Here is a 17845-nt window from a genome sequence, read left to right as displayed (position 1 = left end):
TGCCATGACGCTACTGCGGGACGCCGTCGCGACCGCTCAATGCAACGGACGGATGTCGAAAATGCCAGGTGGTGACTCGTTGATATGCCGCCGCCACTGCGAGTAATTTCTCTTCTTCGAAGCGTCGCCCGATCAGTTGCGCACCGATTGGCAAACCACTGGACGAGAACCCGACACAGAACGCCAGCGCTGGATGTCCCGAGACGTTGAACGGCACACGCATTTGGTTGGCCGGTCGATTGACAGCATCCTCGTCGTCGAACCGCGCGGCTGTGTGCGCGGAAACACCGGTGAGCAAGACTTCAGACGTCTCCAGCAGCCGGTCGATCCGGTCAGTGAGATCAAGCTGCTGTCGCTTGGCATCGACGTATTCCTGCGCAGATATCAATGCGCCTGCCAAGAGCGTATCGCGGCAGCGTTCACCGTAACGCTCCGGGGATCGGGCAAGAAACTCACGATGGACCGCATAGGCTTCGACGCGCAGCAGCGTCGAGCCGCACCGCCGGAACGACTCAAGATCGCCGGCATCGACGTCGTCTAATCGAGCGCCCAGTCTGGCGATCTCGCCGGCGGCGGCGCCGATTGCGCTCTGAGTCTCGTCGTCGGCGATGATGTCCCGGCGATAAAAGTGCGAGAGCAGTCCGACTTTTAGGCCGTGCAACGGTGCGCCTTCCAGCGTGAAGTCGACGTTTTCCCGGCGAGACGGGTGCTTGAGCGCACCGAGCAAAAGCGCGCAGTCTTCGGCACTCCGCGTCATCAGCCCCACATGGTCCAGCGACGGCGCCAGCGGAAATACCCCTCGCCGGCTGAGCAACTCATAAGTTGGCTTGAGACCGATGACGCCGCACATGGCCGCCGGATTTCTGACGGAGCCCGCAGTATCTGAGCCGATCGCCAGTGGGACCTGACACGCGGCCAGCGCGACGCCGCACCCACTCGATGAGCCACCGGGTATGCGCTCGATGTCCCACGGATTGCGCGCGGGTGGCCATGGCAACGTGTCCGACGGCGAGCCGATGCCAAACTCCTCCAGGCTCAACTTTCCTATCAGGATGGCACCCGCCGCGCGCAGTTGCCGGACCACGTCGGCATCGCGCTTTGCCACGGGATCGCGCAATACGTGCGACTGCGCCGTGGTCCGTTTGCCCTCGACGTCCATCAGATCCTTCACCGCAAACGGCAACCCGTGAAGCGGACCGGTGACTTCACCACGCGCCATGAGCACGTCTGCCTGATGGGCGGCGGCGAGCGCCTCCTCACGATAGATTTCGATAAAGGCGCTCAGCGTGTCGTTTTCTGCGGCGATGGCTTCCAGCAAGGCCGCTACGTATTCAAGCGCGCTCAGTTCCTTTCTGGCGATCCGTTTCTGAGCTTCCGTAGCACTCAGCAAGCGAAGTGGGTTACCCGTCATTTGATGCGATTACTCGATTGAAGAGATGACTGCCAAGCATGATCCGGCGACAGATCGATTTCAATTGTCTTCCGACGCAGGTCCGCCGGCCCTGCGTCGTTACCTCGGCTAACTTGCCCTGATATCGGACAGGAAAGCTTTTGCCCGCGCATGCTGCGGCGCGCGGAAGAACTCCGCGGGGGAGTTTTCTTCGAGGATGACACCTCGATCCATGAACCACACACGGTCGCTCACTTCACGGGCAAAGCCCATTTCGTGCGTCACACAGACCATCGTCATGCCGTCGCGCGCCAGTGAGCGCATGACGCTCAACACCTCCCCCACCATTTCGGGATCGAGTGCGCTGGTCGGCTCGTCGAACAACATGATCGGCGGTTCCATCGCAAGCGCCCGCGCGATGGCCACACGTTGTTGTTGACCACCGGACAATTGATGCGGATAGGCAGTCGCTTTGTTGGCAAGCCCCACGCGAGCGAGCAACGCCAACGCCTGCTCCTTCGCTTGTGCAGCGGGTTTCTTCGCGATCCGGACGGGTGCAAGGCACACGTTTTCGACTACCGAAAGATGCGGAAACAGGTTGAACGACTGAAACACAAAGCCAACGCCGCTGCGGAATTCATTAATACTCAGGTCCTTCGCGTGAATGTCCTGATTGTTGACATGGATCGTGCCCGATTGGATTTCTTCCAGCCGATTGATCGTACGGATCAATGTGGACTTGCCCGATCCTGAGGGACCACAAACGACGACGACTTCTCCTTCCCGGACTTCCGCGCTTACGTCAGCCAGTGCGTGGTACTCGCCATACCACTTGTTAACCTTCGAAAATCGAATCACTTTCAATGCTCCTTTGCACTACCGCCTTCGGCGACCGCTTACGCGTTACATGGCTTTCCAGATAGTTTGCGCACTTCGTGAGCACGAAACAGACAACAAAATAGAGGGTGACGAGGATCGCAAACACCTCGAACGGCTTTGTCAGAAGGGCGTTATTCACCTGGTTCGCCTCGAACGTCAGTTCCTGCACGCTAATCACATAGCCAATCGAGGTTTCCTTGATCAGCGACACCAACTGACTGATGATGCTCGGCACCATGTTGTATAGCGCTTGCGGCAGAATCACCCAGAGGTGGGTTCTCCAGTACCCTAGCCCCAGCGCGCGCGACGCTTCCACCTGCCCTTTCGGCAACGCTTCGATTCCCGCGCGAATCACTTCCGACAAATAGGCGGACTGATAAACAACCAGCGTACAAATCATTGCCGTGAAGGCAGTCACGCTGTGTCCGACCAGAATGGGAACGAGGAAGTATCCCCAGAAGACGAACATCACCAACGGAACACCACGCACCACATACACCAATACGGTCGATGCGACGTAGAGGGGCCTGATGGGAGACATTCGGCATAGCGCGATCGCAATACTGAGCGGGAAAGACAGCGCAAGTCCCATGACGGAAAGAATCAGGGTGAGCGCGAGTCCGCCAAGCGGTCCATTTGGAAATTGCCCGACGAGAAGCAGCAATCCATATTCGTTCAAAATTTCCGACATGCCTTACCTCGCCTTTATCTGGATGCGGTTGGCGACCATGGCACCCAGCCCCATCAACCCCAACGACACGGCAAGATAGAAGGCCGTTGCCACGGCATAGGCCTCAAATGTCCTGAACGTCTCGTTCTCGATCTGACGAACCACGTAAGTCATCTCGGCCGCACCAATCGCCATCGCAAGACTCGTGTCTTTAAACATCATCACTGTGTGATTCACGAACGACGGAAGCGCACTCCGGAAAGCCAATGGGAACGTGACAAAACGCATCGTGGCGAAGAAGCTCAAACCCAGAGATCTGGAGGCTTCGTACTGACCATGCGGCACCGAGCGCAGGCCACTACGAATGTCCTCCGAAAAGAACGCGGACATGCATAGACCGATGGCGATCGACGCATAGATGACCTCGCCGTCGTGCGCGTTGACCCACGATTGAACGGCATCGGGCAACAGCGTCGGCACGCCGAAGTACCAAAGGAAAATCTGCGCTAGCAGGGGGATGTTCTGATGGTATGAAACGAACGCCTCAACCGCTTTACGCAGCGGGGTAATTCCCGACGCACGCAATACGGCCAGCACCGTTCCAAGCCCGGTGGCAAGCAGCCAACTCGCCACCGTCAACTTGAACGTCGTTAGCGCGGCGGAAAGCAAAAGACTAGCGAATGGCCCAGCGAAGACTGCGCCGAATTCGAGGTAATGCAACACGTTCTACTCCTTAAGCGGGGAGACGCCACTCGATGGCTCAGTCCTGAATTGGCGCGGCGGTGAAGTCGCGTTTCATCTTGTATGCGGATGCGGCGCCAAGCCACTTATCGAAGATCTGTTGCGACTGCCCCGACGACTCCATCACACCGAGTGCTTGGTTGACTGCGGCGACTAGCGCGGGCTCGCCCTTCTTCATCCCCAAGCCCCAGTATTGGCGGGCGATCGGCGGCGACAAGATCGCGATCGTTTTCGCGTTGGGGCCGAGCCGCTCGATAAAGCGGCGCATGATGCTTTCGGACATGACATAGCCATCGACCTTGCGCTGGGTCAGTGCCATGAAAGCCGACGGCGGATCGTCGTAGCTCACCAGTTGCGCCGTTGGCAGCAATTGCTGAACGGCGGGAATATCGCTCGAGCCCTTAACTGTGCTGATGCGTTTCCCCGCCAAATCGTTGACTGTGCGGTATGGCCCGTTGGCCGACGTCGCGATCACTTCGTTGCTGACAAAGTAGATATGAGAGAAATCGACTTGTTGCGCGCGTTGCGGGTTGTAGGTGAGTGACGCCGTCAAAATGTCGATGCGTCCTTGCGTGAGTTCAGGAATACGTGCGTCGAGCGACAACACTTTCAGCTCCGGCTCGACGCCGAGTTGCTTCGCTACGCCTTTGCAGAAATCGACGTCGTATCCGACGATTTCCCGCGAATCCGGGTTTTGAAATCCGAACGGGGGGTTGTTGCTGACAATGCCGCACACCAAGGTCCGGCGCTTCTTGATGTCTGCAAGCTGGTCCGCGTGGGCGATGCTCGTTCCGATAAAAGACACGCCCAATACGGCCGCGCCAATGCAAGCAATGAGTCGCTTCATCTGACTATCTCCATGTTTTTTATAGATACGGCAGGCCCTGCGCTTCGAGCAAAAATGGCGCAAGCCCGATTACCGATGGCGCATTGTTTCACGCAGATGAAATGTCTAAAAACGATATTTTTTTATCTAACAAAATCGCTTTTACGCATGTTTTTGCGCGATTAGATGATTCGGATACTGCGCGAAGCAGATCGAGACACGCTGCCTGCAATGGTCAGGTGACGCGGCGCCTAAGATCGAAGTCAATCGGGACGTGATTCGGCGGCAGACACCTGCCGACGAAGGTCCGTCAGTAATTTCGAGGGATGAGGGGAGCAATCGGAATCGCACAAAAAACCCGGCCCGGTCTTACCAGACAGTCTTTTTCGCGAATTTAAGGGGAGAAATGAGACCTACAAAACCGACGCCGAAACGGGGAGTTGGTGCGAGGAGGGGTAGACGTATCCTCTTTGCAATTTAATATAGTTGCGGGGGTCTGGGGGAGCGGATGGCGGCGGGGGAATGGGTGCAAATTGCGTTGATTCCAGTCTTGGGAGAGGCCCCCGAAGGGTAGCAACCATGTCAGAGAGAATACATCCAATACATAGTGTGCGCAGGCCAGATACCTATAATTTCCTTAAATGCGCTCTCTGCATTTACCAATGAGATCCTGATTAACCCAAGCCTTAGGTCATGGTCGGTTTATGTCAAAAAGTAGGCAATCTATCCCTCTTGCCGAACAACACAATTCTACGGCGCTCATCACTGGCACGTCCGCAAACGCGCGGGAGTTGCCTTCACTTTCTGAGTCCTCATTCCAACAGATTTTAGCCGCCCAGAGTTTCCCGATGATTCATGCTCAACTGAATAACTTCGATCTGACACGCACGACGCGCAGTGCCTCCCTTCGCAAGCCGCTCCGGCAGCGGACGACGTAAGCCCCTATTGGCGCCGACATCCAACGCCTTCTCCCGTTTTGAGTACCCCCTTCCATGCGGGGAATCAGTCAAACCAAATAGGTGGATTTTTAGGTGACCATGCCGTGAGAGAGCAATAGGTGAGACCAATCATCCTCCGCACCTGCCACAAGGTGAATAAGATGCATCGAAGAGGCTCATCGAATTACCACGTGATGGACGCACGGCAGCTTGTATGTACAACCGTACATACAAGCAAATTTATCAATTCCCATTGATTCCAAGATACGCGATAATTCAGCTGCAACAATAAAACCGCAAACCACCAAAAAAACGGGGAGAGTATGAAATACCGTGAAAGCAAGATTGACGGCGAGCTTCGAAATTGGTTCACATCAGATTACTCGAAATCCTTACTTAGAAAAATTCAAGTGGTCACCGGACAAATCCGAGGGGTAAGCTCTTTAAATATAAATCTCACCTATCCAATAACGGCATTTGCAGGTGTCAATGGCGCAGGAAAATCCACCATTCTCGCACTAGCCAGTTGCGCCTATCACGCCAATAAAAACTCATTCAAACTTCCTCGCCGAAATCAACCATACTACACATTCTCTGATTTTTTTATCCAACACAGAGAAGAACACGCACCAGATGGAATTGAAATAAAATACACCTTTGCCCTCGACACTTGGAAAAAAACTGAAGAAAGACCTGACGGCAGAGCATTAGGGTATCAAATTAGAAAAAAAAATAAAGGCGGAAAATGGAACGATTACTCATCAAGATTAAAGAAAACAGTTGTATTTCTTGGAATCGAACGCATAGTTCCGCATAGCGAACGAAGCCAATCCAGATCGTACTCAAAATCTTTTTCAGACGTAAAAGCAAAGGGCTGGGAAAATAAAGTTCGGGATGCTGTCGGATATATTTTAGGGAAGACCTACGATGACTTCCGCTACTTGGAGCACTCCCGCTACAGCTTACCTATTGTAAAAATAAAAGACGTGACATATTCTGGATTCAACATGGGTGCGGGTGAGAATGCACTATTTGAAATTTTTTCCACGATATATTCCTGTGAAGAAAAAGCTCTATTGGTGATGGACGAAATTGAACTCGGACTTCATGCAAAAGCGCAAAAACTCTTCATGAAAAAATTGAAAGAAGTTTGCAAAGAAACCGGCACTCAAGTCATTTGCACAACACACTCGAGAGAGATTTTCGAATGCCTACCCGATGACGCAAGATTTTTTGTTGAGAATATTGGCGGAAAAACAAAACTCACCGGCGGAATTTCACCAGAATTTGCATTCGCAAAAATGGGAAGTCAGACGGGAAATGAGTTAGAAATTCTTGTTGAAGACGATGTTGGAAAATCACTTCTTCAAGCCGCACTTTCAGCTGCAACACGAACCAGAGTCACAATAACAATTATCGGATCAGCAACGGCAATTGCACGTCAATTGGCTGCAGCGTACGTTCGAAAGGATACTCGCCCCATTCTTGCAATTTTTGACGGCGACCAACGTGCGCATGGGTCATCAAATTTCGAACACGCAAAGAATATGGCGGAGAATCCCGGCAAGGACTTCAAGGACTGGTACGAATCTAGAATTGCCTACTTACCAGGGAGTACATGGCCCGAGTCCTGGATTGTCCAAAAAGCCCAGGCTGCTAGCGATGTGGCGGCAGTCGCCCTTGCGTGCGAACCGGAGGCGACACCGGGAATCCTTGAATTTGGATTGCAGGCTGGCAAGCACAACGAATTTTTTGAAATATCACAACATGTAGGGCTTTCAAAAACTCAATGCTTGGAGAGACTTAGCGCAACTGTGTGCGCAATTTTTCCGACTGAAGTAGCATATTTAGTTGAAAAAATTGATGAATTACTTTAATTCTCATGCAATTCATCATGCATATAAATTTCGGAAATTTATTGATTTACATGAACGACGTTTTCTCAATCAAATATTATCCCCAATTTTAACTCCGCGCATGGACATCTACTCCAGAGAGCAGGCGGCCAGCTCGGCTTCTCGGCGACGCAGTGAGTAGTCTGCAAACCGCCCGAGTCGAAATTTTCGCATTGCTCCTGGCATCCCTAATCGACAACGTGATATGAGGAGTACGTGACCGACGACAACCGATGACGCAGGCTGAAAGGAGAGCAAATAAGCGATATTTCCCTCGTGACGGCACCTAATCTACGATGCGCCAGTTTGGCCTTTTATCATCGGCATAATTATCCGCCGCATGGATTAAATCCGGCAAATACGATTTTTGGCATGCAACCCGACCACCCGGGCATTCTGCCAGCAAGGATTTCATGCTTTTTCTGAGAACGTAGAAATTATTTACTATGGCGAGAAGATTCGGAAAAACCGAATGATTGCTCGAATTACGATTGATGCAGATATTGCAATCACCGCCGACCACGGCTCCTTTCCTAGGGGAACGGCCGAAAGGCCGGCGCACGCGCTTTTAACACCCCCCCCGTCGAAGCGGGCAAGAGATTAGAGAAGGAAAATACAAAGGTGGCGCTACATCTGCGAATCTTGCTGGATACCAGTATCCTGATTCCGCGTCGGGCCTCCTTGGCCATACTCAGACCAGATTTGTTGCGCGTCATGGATTTGTGCAATGGTCGTCATCGGCTTGTTTATCACCCTGCCTCCGTGAGGGACATTGAGCGTGACCGAGATAGCGAGCGTCGTAAACGAACACTTGCACGCGTGCATCAATATCACCTGTTGCCCGAAGGTCCGGTATGCCATTGGAATAATGTGGCGGGGCTTTCCGGGAACGATCATTGCGACAACTCGATCCTGTATGCACTACAGAGAGATGCTGCCCATGTGCTCGTGACTGAAGATCGAGGCGTGCACGCAAAGGCGCGACGTCTCCCCCGATTTAAGTAGTGCGACGATTTAGAGTCCAATCATGCAGTCAGGAGATTGGACATGAAGAAGCGGCTCACCGAAGAGCAGATCACCGGCTTCCAGCGGAAAGCTGAGACGGGTATCCCGATCAAGGAGCTGTGCTGGCGGCACGGCTTCTCGGAGGCGAGTTACTACCGGTGGCGCAGCAAGTTCGGCGGCATGAGCGTCCCGGATGCTAAACGCCCGAAGGAACTGGAGGCCGAAAATGCTCGGCTGAAGAAATTGCTGGTCGAATCGCTGCTGGAAAACGGGGTGACGCGCGAGGCATTGCGAAAAAATGTGGTATGCGCACCGTCCCGCCGAGAACTGGTGCGCCGTATGACCCAGTGTGGCTTGAGCGAGCGTCGAGCCCTGCGGGTAGTCGGCATGAACGCCAGCGCCTATCGTTGTCAGCAAGCGCCGGATCGCAATGTTGCCTTGCGAGCGCATATCGTGGCGTTGGCTCAACGCCATCGGCGTTACGGTTCGGGAATGATTTATCTGAAGCTGCGGCAGTCGGGCCAGGAGTCAATCACAAGCGAGTCGAGCGGCTGTATGCGGAAGAGAAATTGCAGGTGCGTCGCCGCAAGCGCAAGAAGGTGCCGCTTCAGATCGCCAACCACCGGGGGACCATCGGCGGCCGATCAGGCCTGGTCGATGGATTTTGTGTTTGATCGAACCGCCGAGGGCCGTGTGATCAAGAGTCTGACGGTGGTCGACGATGCCACGCACGAGGCCGTCGCTATCGTGCCGGAGCGAGCAATTAGCGGGCATGGGCTAACGCGCATCCTGGATAGTGTGGCCTTGCATCACGAGCTGCCGCAAGCGATTCGCACCGACAATGGCAAAGAGTTCTGCGGGCGGGCAACGCTAACCTAGGCCCACGAGCGTGGCGTGAAGCTGTTTCTGATTGAACTAGGCAAACCCAAACCAGAGCGCCCATACAGAATCGTTCAACGGACGTTTCCGGGGCGAATGCCTGAATGAGCATTGGTTCACCAACTTGTCGCATGCCAAGGTCGTGATCGAGTCTTTGCGACGGGTATATAACGAGGAACGACCTAAGAAATCGTAGGGCGGATTAATACCTGCGATCTATGCCCAGAAACTGGCAGGAAACAGTGACATTACCCCCGGACTCTAAAACCTAGTGCTACTGAATACGGGGGGGGGGACGTCGGCATTTCGCTCGACCGCATCGCCGTTTCTATTGCAAAAAGAAACGCGACGGCCACGCGCTGCACTGGTTTCTCTACCGCCCCCCCTCCTCATACCCCATGCTCATCAGCAGCGACTCGATTTCCTCCTAAGAAATCAATCGCTCCCGCCCGGGCGGATCCGGCGGTCGCTTCACCTCGATCATCGGGTCATTCACCCACCAGCCCCACTCCTTCCGAGCAACCTGAAACGCGTGCGACATCAGTGACATTTCTCGTGAAGTCGACGACCCAGACACCTCACCCAAACGAACATCCCGCCAAGCCGCTACCGCTAGCAATCGACCGCATTTCCGTCTCTCGCTGCGCACACCACGCCTGCGCGGCTGCCTTTGTATCGAACGTTCCACTGTCTCGCTCGCCGTTGACCATCAACTGAGCGCGCCAGCCCTTCACCACCTTCTGAATGGATGCCATTTCGTGGGGAAATCTCGGGTAAAAATTGGGGAGGCCACCCGGATTTTAGGTGCGAACAGGTGAGATTTTGGGTGAAGAGAGGAACAATCAGAATCCGCACAAAGCCCCCCCGCCCCAGCCTTACCAGACGGTCTTTCGCGCGAATTTTAGGGAAGAAGTGAGACCTACAAAACCGATGCCAAAACGGGGAGTTGGTGCGAGGAAGGGGACTCGAACCCCTACACCCTTTCGGGCGTCAGGACCTAAACCTGGTGCGTCTACCAATTTCGCCATCCTCGCAGCCCGTGGGCGTCGGTCACCTCGGTAAGGTGTCGACATCCCGGCATCGGGTCGACGGCATGCGGTCCGGTCGGACATGAAAAGGGGCGACTGATCGCCCCGCTGCATGCGTCAAAGCAGGCGAGCATTCTACACGAACTGAAAATCGTCGGCAATCGGTCAACGCTTGGCCATTCAATGCCCAAATCCCATCGCTGCATGCCCCGGGTTGATGCCCGTGAAGCGGGTGCCGATACTGGTTTTGCACCTCTTCATAAGGAGCTCCCGAATGACCACGCCCTCCTACACTTCAAATGCGGCCCGCAAGCATCTAGCACCGTCCCCAGAACATCCGATCGTCATCACTCCCGCAACCACTCGCGTCGTCGTACGTGCCAACGGCCGCACCATTGCCGATACGCGCAACGCCCTCACGCTCTGCGAAGCTTCGTATCCGCCAGTACAGTACATCCCTCGCAACGACGTCGACATGTCCCGCCTGACACCCACCACACATCACACCTATTGCCCCTACAAGGGGGACGCGTCTTACTACTCCATCACCGATTTGGGTAAGGCCGGCGAAAACGTGATCTGGACCTACAACTCGCCATTCGACGCCGTCAAACCCATCGCCACCTATCTCGCGTTCTACGCTGAGCGCGTCGACAGCATCGACACCAGCGAGCGCCTCGTCGACTGATCGCCCCTGGACGACTCGCCTCGGGACAGCAATGCTAGAATTCGCCCCAATTCATGGCATTGCCCCGGCTGCGCGTCTGTGCGCCGACGTTCGGGCCAATGACCCGACCGATACCCCGAAGCGCATGCAACCCCACGAGACAGCCGACGACGATGTCGGCACCCCCGCCGGCCCCACACAGGCCAACGAGTATTGCCGTCAGAAAGCGGGGCCGCAAGGCTCGGCGCTCTACTACGCCCTGCTGCAACTGCCGCCGTCCAAACGCGATGCCGCCTATGCCGTGCACGCGTTCTGTCAGGAAATCGCCGACATTCACAGCGCCGTGCACGACCCCGGCGTCGCGCACGCGAAGCTCGACTGGTGGCGGCAGGAACTCACGAATCTCTTTGCAGGCAAACCGGTGCATCCGGTCACGCGGGCGCTCGCGCCGGTGGTCAAGGACACGGGACTGTCGCGCACCGCGTTCGATGCGGTACTGCATGGCGCAGAGATGGATCTGTCGCAGATGCGCTATCTGGATTTCGCCGGTCTGAATCACTACTGCGACGCCGCCGGTGGTGCCCCCGCCGAACTCGCCTCGCATGTGTACGGCTTCGACGACGCGCAGACGCCTTCGGCCGCCCGCGCACTTGGCCATGCCATCGCGCTGGCACGGCGCGTCACCGAGGCGGGCGTCGATGCCCGCGCCGGTTATGTCTATTTCCCGATCGATGAATTGCAGCGCTTTGGCGTGACCGCCGCGGATATTCAGAACGGCAAGTATTCGCCGGAATTTCTCGCCCTGATGAAGTTTCAGGATGCGCGGGCGCGCAAAGCCATTCGCGAGGCCATGGCCGCCATCCCCAAGCGCGACCGCCGCAAGCAAAAGCCGCTGCTCGCCCTCGCCGCCCTGCAACTCGCCCTGCTCGATGAAGTCGCCGCGAGCGACTATCAGGTGCTGCACCAACGTATCGATCTCACGCCGCTGCGCAAGTTCTGGCGCGCCTGGCGAGCACGATAAACGGCTGGCGGCACGTTGCCGCCAGCCAGCAACACCGTGCTATGCCCGCAAAATATCCAGCGGACGGAACGGGCCGCCCAGCACCGATTGCGGGTTGAGCCCCCACCACCGCTGCAACACCGTCGCGTAGACATCGCGGAAGTCGACCGCAAACGGCAGGTTGCCGTTACCGTCGAGCCGGTCCAGTCGCGGCACGTCGCCATACATCCCGCCACGCACTCGCCCACCCGCCACAAAATGCGGCGCCACCGTGCCGTGATCGGTACCGCTGCTCTGATTCTCGCGCGGGCGCCGGCCAAACTCGGCATACGTCACGATCATCGTCGACTGCCAGCGATTCAACTCGGTCAGCCCGGCGCGCAATGCCATCATCCCGTCCGCCAACTGCCGCAGCAGGTTGGCCTGCTGCCCCGGCTGGTTCTGGTGCGTGTCGAATCCGTTCAGCGTCAGGCGAAGCACGGCCACGCCGCGCCCGGGTTGTGGCACCCCCGTCGGTGAATCGGCCGCAGCCACCACCTGCAAGGCGGTCTTCACTACGTTGCCGAATGCGCCTTGCGGCATCGGCGTCTTGAGCACGTATTGCCCCTGACGCGGGCGCAAGCCGTCGGCGGCCTTCACGATATCGTTCTCAACGCGCAGCACATGCGCCAGCGCCGGGTTGCTCACCTGCGCCGCATTGGCAGACGCGAGACTGGCGTCGCGCAGAAATTGCGCCGGGTTGGTCAGCGTAACCGCGCGTGCACCACCCGCCAGCGGCCCTAGCTCCGCACTGCCGACGATCACGCCATCGGCGTCGAAACCGGTCGGCACCGCGTGTTCGGCAAACGCCCGCGAGAGCCAGCCGTCTCGCAGGTACTCGTCAGAGCGCGACGCGGTGTTCCAGATTTCGATCGAACGGAAGTGCGACAGATTCGGCTGCGGATACCCCACGCCCTGCACGATCGCCAATTCCTTTGCCTGCCACATCGGCATGAGCGCCCGCAGCGACGGATGCAGCCCGCTACGGTCGTCGAGCTGCACGACCTGATCGCGCTTGATGCCGATCGTCGGGCGCAGCGTCGCGTAGGCAGAATCGGCGTAAGGGATCACGGTATTCAAACCGTCATTGCCGCCCTTCAGCTCGATCAGAATCAGCAGATTGCCGTAGTTGCCCGCCCCGGCAAGCGCCCCCGGGAACGCACCGCCGAGCGATTGCGTGGCGGCCAGCAACGGTGCCGGGGTCAGCCATGCGGCCCCGAGGCCACCGGCGAATGTCAGAAAATCGCGTCGATGCATGTCACACCTCACTTCAACTGATAAGCCGGATCCATCAACAACGACTGCAAATACGCTGCACTATTCTCGCTGGCCGTTTGCGGTGCGGCCGGTGCAAACGGCAGTACCGCCCGCTGCAAGGCGTCGCGCGTGCCCGCCTCGGGCACATCGACCGGCCCCAATGCATAGGGTTGCAGCCAGCGCGCCAGATCGAACCGAACGCCGGCCACCGTGCGCGGCATCGAAGACGGCGGCTGGAACGCCGTGCGCTGCACGCCCGGGCGCGCCGTCACCATCTGCGGCGCCATCGCCGGGCCGCCCGCGTTGGCGTTCTCCGTCGCACGGAACATGCGCTCGACGAACTGCTTGCGCGCCAGCAGCGTCGTGCTGTCGATCCACGCATCGCCGCCGGGCCAGCCCTTCACATTGGGCGGGCGGAACAAGTCCTGCCCGAGTACCCGCATCTGCTGCGCGAGCATCGCCGGATCGTCGTAGCCGATGTCGAACTCACGCACCGTGTCCGTCACGAACTCCGATGGAGATTTGACTAGCGTGCCGCGCGTTCGTGCGTCCCAGAATGCAGGTGTGAGAAGCAGCGCCTTCAACGCCGCACGAATGTCATAACCGCTCGAACGGAACACGTCGGCCACGCGGGTGACTTGTGCGGTGTCGGGGGTCGGCGAAACGAACTCGCGCCATAACTTGGTGGTGACGAACGTCGCGGTCTCAGGCCGGGCGAGCAGAATGTCGAGCATCTGGTCGCCGTCGAAATTCCCCGTCTGGCCGAGCACGGTCTTGGTGTCGGTGTCGTGGAAATTCGGCCGCCAGAGGTAAGTCATCGTCGGCCGGTCGATGCTCCAGCCGGTGTAGGCCCTTGCCGCCTCGCGCACGTCCAGTTCGGTGTAATGCCCCTCGCCCAGCGTGAACAATTCCATCACTTCGCGGGCGAAGTTCTCGTTCGGGTGCCCCTTGCGGCTGCCTGCCCCATCGAGATAGATCAGCATCGCCGGGTCTTTCGACACGCTGTGCAGCAAGGTGCCGAAGTTGCCCAGTGCATTGGCACGCAGCAATACGTTCTGGCGATAGAGCACCCCCGGCTCGCGCACCTTGTCGTCGCTTGAGACGAAGTGGTTATGCCAAAACATGGTCATGCGCTCGGTGAGCGGTGACGGCGTGGTTGCCATCTCCTGCGCCCACCAGCCGGCCAACTGGTTCGCCATGAGATTGCGGCGCTGGTCGAGTGCGCGGCGCTGCTCTTGGGTCAGGTTTTTGACCGCCTCGCCGTAGAGCGGCCCCTCGTTGACCCATGCGGGCACCGGCGTCACCGCCGTGCGGCGGGTCTGCGCGAGCAACCGGTCGACCGCCTCGGCACGGGTCAGGCCGACAAACGGGGCCAGCTCACGCGCGTCGGGGGCGTAACCGGTCCGTGTAAGGAGATAGCGGGCATCGCTTTCGCTCAACGTGCGCTGAGCCGGATCGGCAGCGGTGGGGGCGTGGGTTGCGCGGTGTGGGGCATGCTGCGTGGGCGTGGCTGGCTTGGCGCTGGCGTTCTGCCCGGGTAGTGCTGTCAGCGCGACTACCGCCACCATCGCTGCGGCGAGAGATGACCGGGCAATTGCCGCGCTATCGGGCCGAACGAACCGTTCGGACGCTATACGTCCCGGCCAACGGCGGGCGCAAAAAAAGCCAGCGTCGATCGAGGCTGGCTGGATTCGGTTCGGCTTCATGAGGCGCTCGCATCACAGGGGGCAACGTTGGCGAACGGGGCTGGGCTTCGTCTTTAAACGGATCAGTGGCTATACAACTCGCGCACTGCATCCTGAATATGCTGACGAAGCAAGCGCCGGTCTTCCGGGGTCATGTGGCCGTTGGGACGGCGGCCCGCCGGCGGATTCGGCAGATCGTCGGCACGACGCTCGGCATTCGAATCGTTGGCGGGTGAATTCTTTGGCGCGTTGCGTTGCTGCGGCGAAGCACGCTCGACCTTCGGGGCGGCGTGCGTCTGGGCGCTGAAATGCGGCACGGGACGGGCATACGTCACGCTCAGGTGTCCCCAGAGCATGATCCCCCCGAACAGTAGCGAAAACTCAGCAGCCCATCTCATCTTTTGCGTATGTCCTTCATGCCACGCGGCAGGTTTTCGCCCTGGCAGGGGTGCAAGTGTACCCACTGCCTATGGTCAGCGCACAAGCCGTAGGGTAAATTATGTAACCCTTTGTAACCCGCTTTGGCGGCCTCCTCAGTTCGCGGCATTTCGAGCTAAGATACGTGGCATGGAAAATAAAAACGCTTCCAAAATTCTGGTTGTCGACGACGATCCGCGCTTGCGCGACTTGCTGCGTCGTTACCTCGGGGAACAGGGCTTCAATGTCTTCGTGGCCGAAAATGCCACGGCCATGAACAAGCTTTGGGTGCGCGAGCGTTTCGATCTGCTCGTGCTGGACCTGATGCTCCCCGGTGAAGACGGTCTCTCTATTTGCCGCCGTCTGCGTGGCGCGAACGACCGCACGCCGATCATCATGTTAACGGCCAAGGGCGAGGATGTCGACCGAATCGTCGGCCTCGAAATGGGTGCGGACGATTATCTGCCGAAACCCTTCAATCCGCGCGAACTCGTCGCCCGCATTCACGCCGTGCTGCGCCGTCAGGCCCCGCCTGAACTCCCCGGTGCGCCCAGTGAAACCATGGAGACGTTCGAGTTCGGTGACTTCGCCCTGAACCTCGCAACGCGCACGCTCACCAAGAACGGTCAGGAAATTGCACTGACCACCGGCGAGTTCTCCGTGCTCAAGGTGTTCGCCCGCCATCCGCGCCAGCCGCTCTCTCGCGAGAAGCTGATGGAGCTGGCACGCGGTCGCGAATACGAAGTCTTCGACCGCAGCCTCGACGTGCAGATCTCGCGTCTGCGCAAGCTGATCGAGCCGGACCCGGGCAGCCCGCGTTTTATTCAGACGGTCTGGGGCCTGGGCTACGTCTTTATCCCGGACGGCGGCGCGTGATCGCTCGGCTTCACGTCTCACGCATTAAAACGACGCCGGTCGCGACCTCTTCGCGCACCGGCGTCGTGTCTTATCCGAGCAGGCCACTGATGGCTGGCCGGGCAACCGTGCACGCACGCATTTCGCATTAGACGGAGCAACCCCATGCATCCGATCCGGATGGTACGCGGGCTGTTCGGCGGTCTGTTCTGGCGTACTTTCTTCCTGATTGCCCTGCTGATCGGCGTGAGTCTGGCCGCCTGGTATCAGAGCTTTCGCGTGATCGAGCGCGAACCGCGCGCGCAACGCGTGGCGCAGCAACTCGTCTCGATCGTCAAGCTCACGCGCACCGCCCTGCTCTATTCCGAGCCCGACCTGCGCCGCGCCCTTTTGCAGGATCTCGAGAGCAACGAAGGCATTCGCGTGTACCCGCGCGAGCCCGCCGACAAGATCGAGAAGCAAGCCAGCGGCGTGGTGACCGATCTGATCACGCGCGACGTGCAGCGCCGGCTCGGCACCGACACGGTCATCGCCTCGTCGGTGAATGAAATCCCCGCGATGTGGATCAGCTTCAAGATCGATGAAGACGACTACTGGGTCGCCATCGAACAAGATCGCATCGACACCGCCACCGGTTTGCAGCTGTTCAGTTGGGGCACGTTCGCGCTGGCGCTTTCACTGATCGGGGCGGCCTTCATTACGGCGCTGGTGAACCGGCCATTCGCGCGGCTCGCGCACGCCGCGCGCGCCATCGGCGGCGGCCACCGGCCCGACCCCTTGCCAGAGCGCGGCATGGGTGAGGCCGCCGAGGCGAACCGCAGCTTCAATCAGATGGTGCAGGAGCTTGAGCGGCTGGAAGCCGACCGGGCGTTGATGCTCGCGGGCATCTCGCACGATCTGCGCACGCCGTTGGCACGTCTGCGGCTGGAAACCGAGATGAGCCCCTCGGAAGAATCGGTCAAGCGCGACATGATCAGCGACATCGAACAGATGGACGAGATCATCGGCCGCTTCCTCGATTACGCCCGCCCGGCCTCGCGCACTGTGCTGCAAACCATCGATCTCTCGGAAACCGTGCGCGAAACGGTGCACGCCTTCGAGGGCCGCGAAGATCTGAACATCACCGTCGAACTGGGCGAAGAGGCCTTCGTGCTCGCCGAGCGCACGGACCTGAAGCGCCTGCTCAACAACCTGATCGAGAACGCCCGCAAGTACGGACGCGATGCCGAGAGCGACATCGCCAACGTCCACATCACGACACGCGTGCTCGGTGAGCGCGTCGAGATGCGCGTGCGCGATACCGGCCCCGGCATTCCCGAGGAACAACTCGCACTGGTCTTCCGTCCGTTCTACCGTGTAGACACCGCCCGCACCAAGGCCGACGGCACGGGGCTCGGCATGGCCATCGTGCAGCGCATCGCGTCGCGCTACAAAGGGCAGGCAACGCTGAGTAACGTGCGCCCCGGCTCCGGTCTTGAAATCATCGTGTCATTTCCGCTTGCTAAATAAGGCGTATCGTGCGGAAATTGGCCCTCGCGAATGGGGTTCCGAATCGCTTCATGATGGCCCTCACCCCGGGCCACTCACAAAATCCTATCGACGGGATTTGATTTAACTATCCCCGCAATAAATACAAACTATTGCTGTCGATAATTCGATAGCGTATAATCCGTT

The 17845-nt window shown here is 58.2% G+C and carries 13 protein-coding genes, 1 tRNA gene and 1 pseudogene; 6 read left to right on the top strand and 9 right to left on the bottom strand.

The genetic code is table 11. From position 1 onward, the window contains the following. Window positions 1-10: 10 nt before the first annotated feature. The 5 genes from CDV44_RS06520 to CDV44_RS06500 all read right to left on the bottom strand — a co-directional run bounded on the left by CDV44_RS06520 (window position 11) and on the right by CDV44_RS06500 (window position 4527). Window positions 11-1411 (bottom strand): amidase, encoded by a 1401-nt coding sequence (locus CDV44_RS06520; protein ID WP_087687140.1) that lies wholly within the window; start codon window positions 1409-1411, stop codon window positions 11-13. A 108-nt stretch (window positions 1412-1519) separates the two neighbouring features. Next, entirely contained in the window at window positions 1520-2248 is a 729-nt protein-coding gene (locus CDV44_RS06515; protein ID WP_087687139.1) for an amino acid ABC transporter ATP-binding protein, read from the bottom strand. After that, entirely contained in the window at window positions 2226-2960 is a 735-nt protein-coding gene (locus tag CDV44_RS06510; RefSeq protein ID WP_087687138.1) for an amino acid ABC transporter permease, read from the bottom strand. The genes CDV44_RS06515 and CDV44_RS06510 overlap by 23 nt, the downstream gene beginning before the upstream one ends. A gap of 3 nt (window positions 2961-2963) precedes the next feature. Beyond that, window positions 2964-3662: an amino acid ABC transporter permease gene (locus tag CDV44_RS06505; protein ID WP_087687137.1), complete on the bottom strand. Its 699-nt coding sequence runs from the start codon at window positions 3660-3662 to the stop codon at window positions 2964-2966. 37 nt (window positions 3663-3699) lie between these two features. Continuing rightward, complete coding sequence (locus CDV44_RS06500) at window positions 3700-4527, bottom strand: ABC transporter substrate-binding protein (RefSeq protein ID WP_087687136.1); 828 nt, start codon at window positions 4525-4527, stop codon at window positions 3700-3702. A 1240-nt stretch (window positions 4528-5767) separates the two neighbouring features. On the opposite strand from CDV44_RS06500, the gene CDV44_RS06495 reads away from it, so the two are divergent. Both CDV44_RS06495 and CDV44_RS06485 read left to right on the top strand, forming a co-directional pair. Continuing rightward, the gene (locus CDV44_RS06495) at window positions 5768-7321 is read left to right on the top strand and encodes an ATP-dependent endonuclease (protein ID WP_087687135.1); all 1554 of its coding nucleotides are present in this window, start codon (window positions 5768-5770) and stop codon (window positions 7319-7321) included. Window positions 7322-8386: 1065 nt separating this feature from the next. Then, window positions 8387-9488, top strand: a pseudogene (locus tag CDV44_RS06485) (IS3 family transposase). 682 nt (window positions 9489-10170) lie between these two features. On the opposite strand, the gene CDV44_RS06480 reads toward CDV44_RS06485, so the two are convergent. Beyond that, window positions 10171-10257 (bottom strand) — tRNA-Leu (locus CDV44_RS06480). A 268-nt stretch (window positions 10258-10525) separates the two neighbouring features. On the opposite strand from CDV44_RS06480, the gene CDV44_RS06475 reads away from it, so the two are divergent. Together CDV44_RS06475 and hpnD are read left to right on the top strand one after the other, a co-directional pair. Next, window positions 10526-10939 (top strand): DUF427 domain-containing protein, encoded by a 414-nt coding sequence (locus CDV44_RS06475; protein ID WP_087687133.1) that lies wholly within the window; start codon window positions 10526-10528, stop codon window positions 10937-10939. Window positions 10940-10970: 31 nt separating this feature from the next. Then, window positions 10971-11939, top strand: coding sequence for a presqualene diphosphate synthase HpnD (hpnD, locus tag CDV44_RS06470; protein ID WP_087687132.1), 969 nt, complete (start codon window positions 10971-10973; stop codon window positions 11937-11939). A gap of 39 nt (window positions 11940-11978) precedes the next feature. Here hpnD and CDV44_RS06465 read toward each other — a convergent pair whose 3' ends face one another. The 3 genes from CDV44_RS06465 to CDV44_RS06455 form a co-directional block, all read right to left on the bottom strand. Then, window positions 11979-13214, bottom strand: coding sequence for a DUF1501 domain-containing protein (locus CDV44_RS06465; protein ID WP_087687131.1), 1236 nt, complete (start codon window positions 13212-13214; stop codon window positions 11979-11981). A gap of 8 nt (window positions 13215-13222) precedes the next feature. Further along, entirely contained in the window at window positions 13223-14782 is a 1560-nt protein-coding gene (locus CDV44_RS06460; protein WP_249277415.1) for a DUF1800 family protein, read from the bottom strand. A gap of 200 nt (window positions 14783-14982) precedes the next feature. Next, on the bottom strand, window positions 14983-15297 hold the full coding sequence (locus CDV44_RS06455; RefSeq protein ID WP_140413464.1) for a hypothetical protein: 315 nt from the start codon (window positions 15295-15297) through the stop codon (window positions 14983-14985). A 169-nt stretch (window positions 15298-15466) separates the two neighbouring features. Here CDV44_RS06455 and ompR point away from each other — a divergent pair, with 169 nt between their 5' ends. Both ompR and CDV44_RS06445 read left to right on the top strand, forming a co-directional pair. Next, window positions 15467-16192 carry a two-component system response regulator OmpR gene (ompR, locus tag CDV44_RS06450; RefSeq protein ID WP_058378278.1) on the top strand — a complete coding sequence of 242 codons (726 nt, stop codon included), beginning with the start codon at window positions 15467-15469 and terminating at the stop codon, window positions 16190-16192. Window positions 16193-16336: 144 nt separating this feature from the next. Then, entirely contained in the window at window positions 16337-17680 is a 1344-nt protein-coding gene (locus CDV44_RS06445; protein WP_087687128.1) for an ATP-binding protein, read from the top strand. The last annotated feature ends 165 nt before the right edge of the window (window positions 17681-17845 follow it).

The organism is Pandoraea sp. PE-S2R-1, from assembly GCF_002179865.1.
In the GTDB taxonomy this organism is placed as follows: domain Bacteria; phylum Pseudomonadota; class Gammaproteobacteria; order Burkholderiales; family Burkholderiaceae; genus Pandoraea.
Note: the sequence above shows the minus strand (reverse complement) of the source record. Positions and strands in the feature narration are given on the sequence as shown.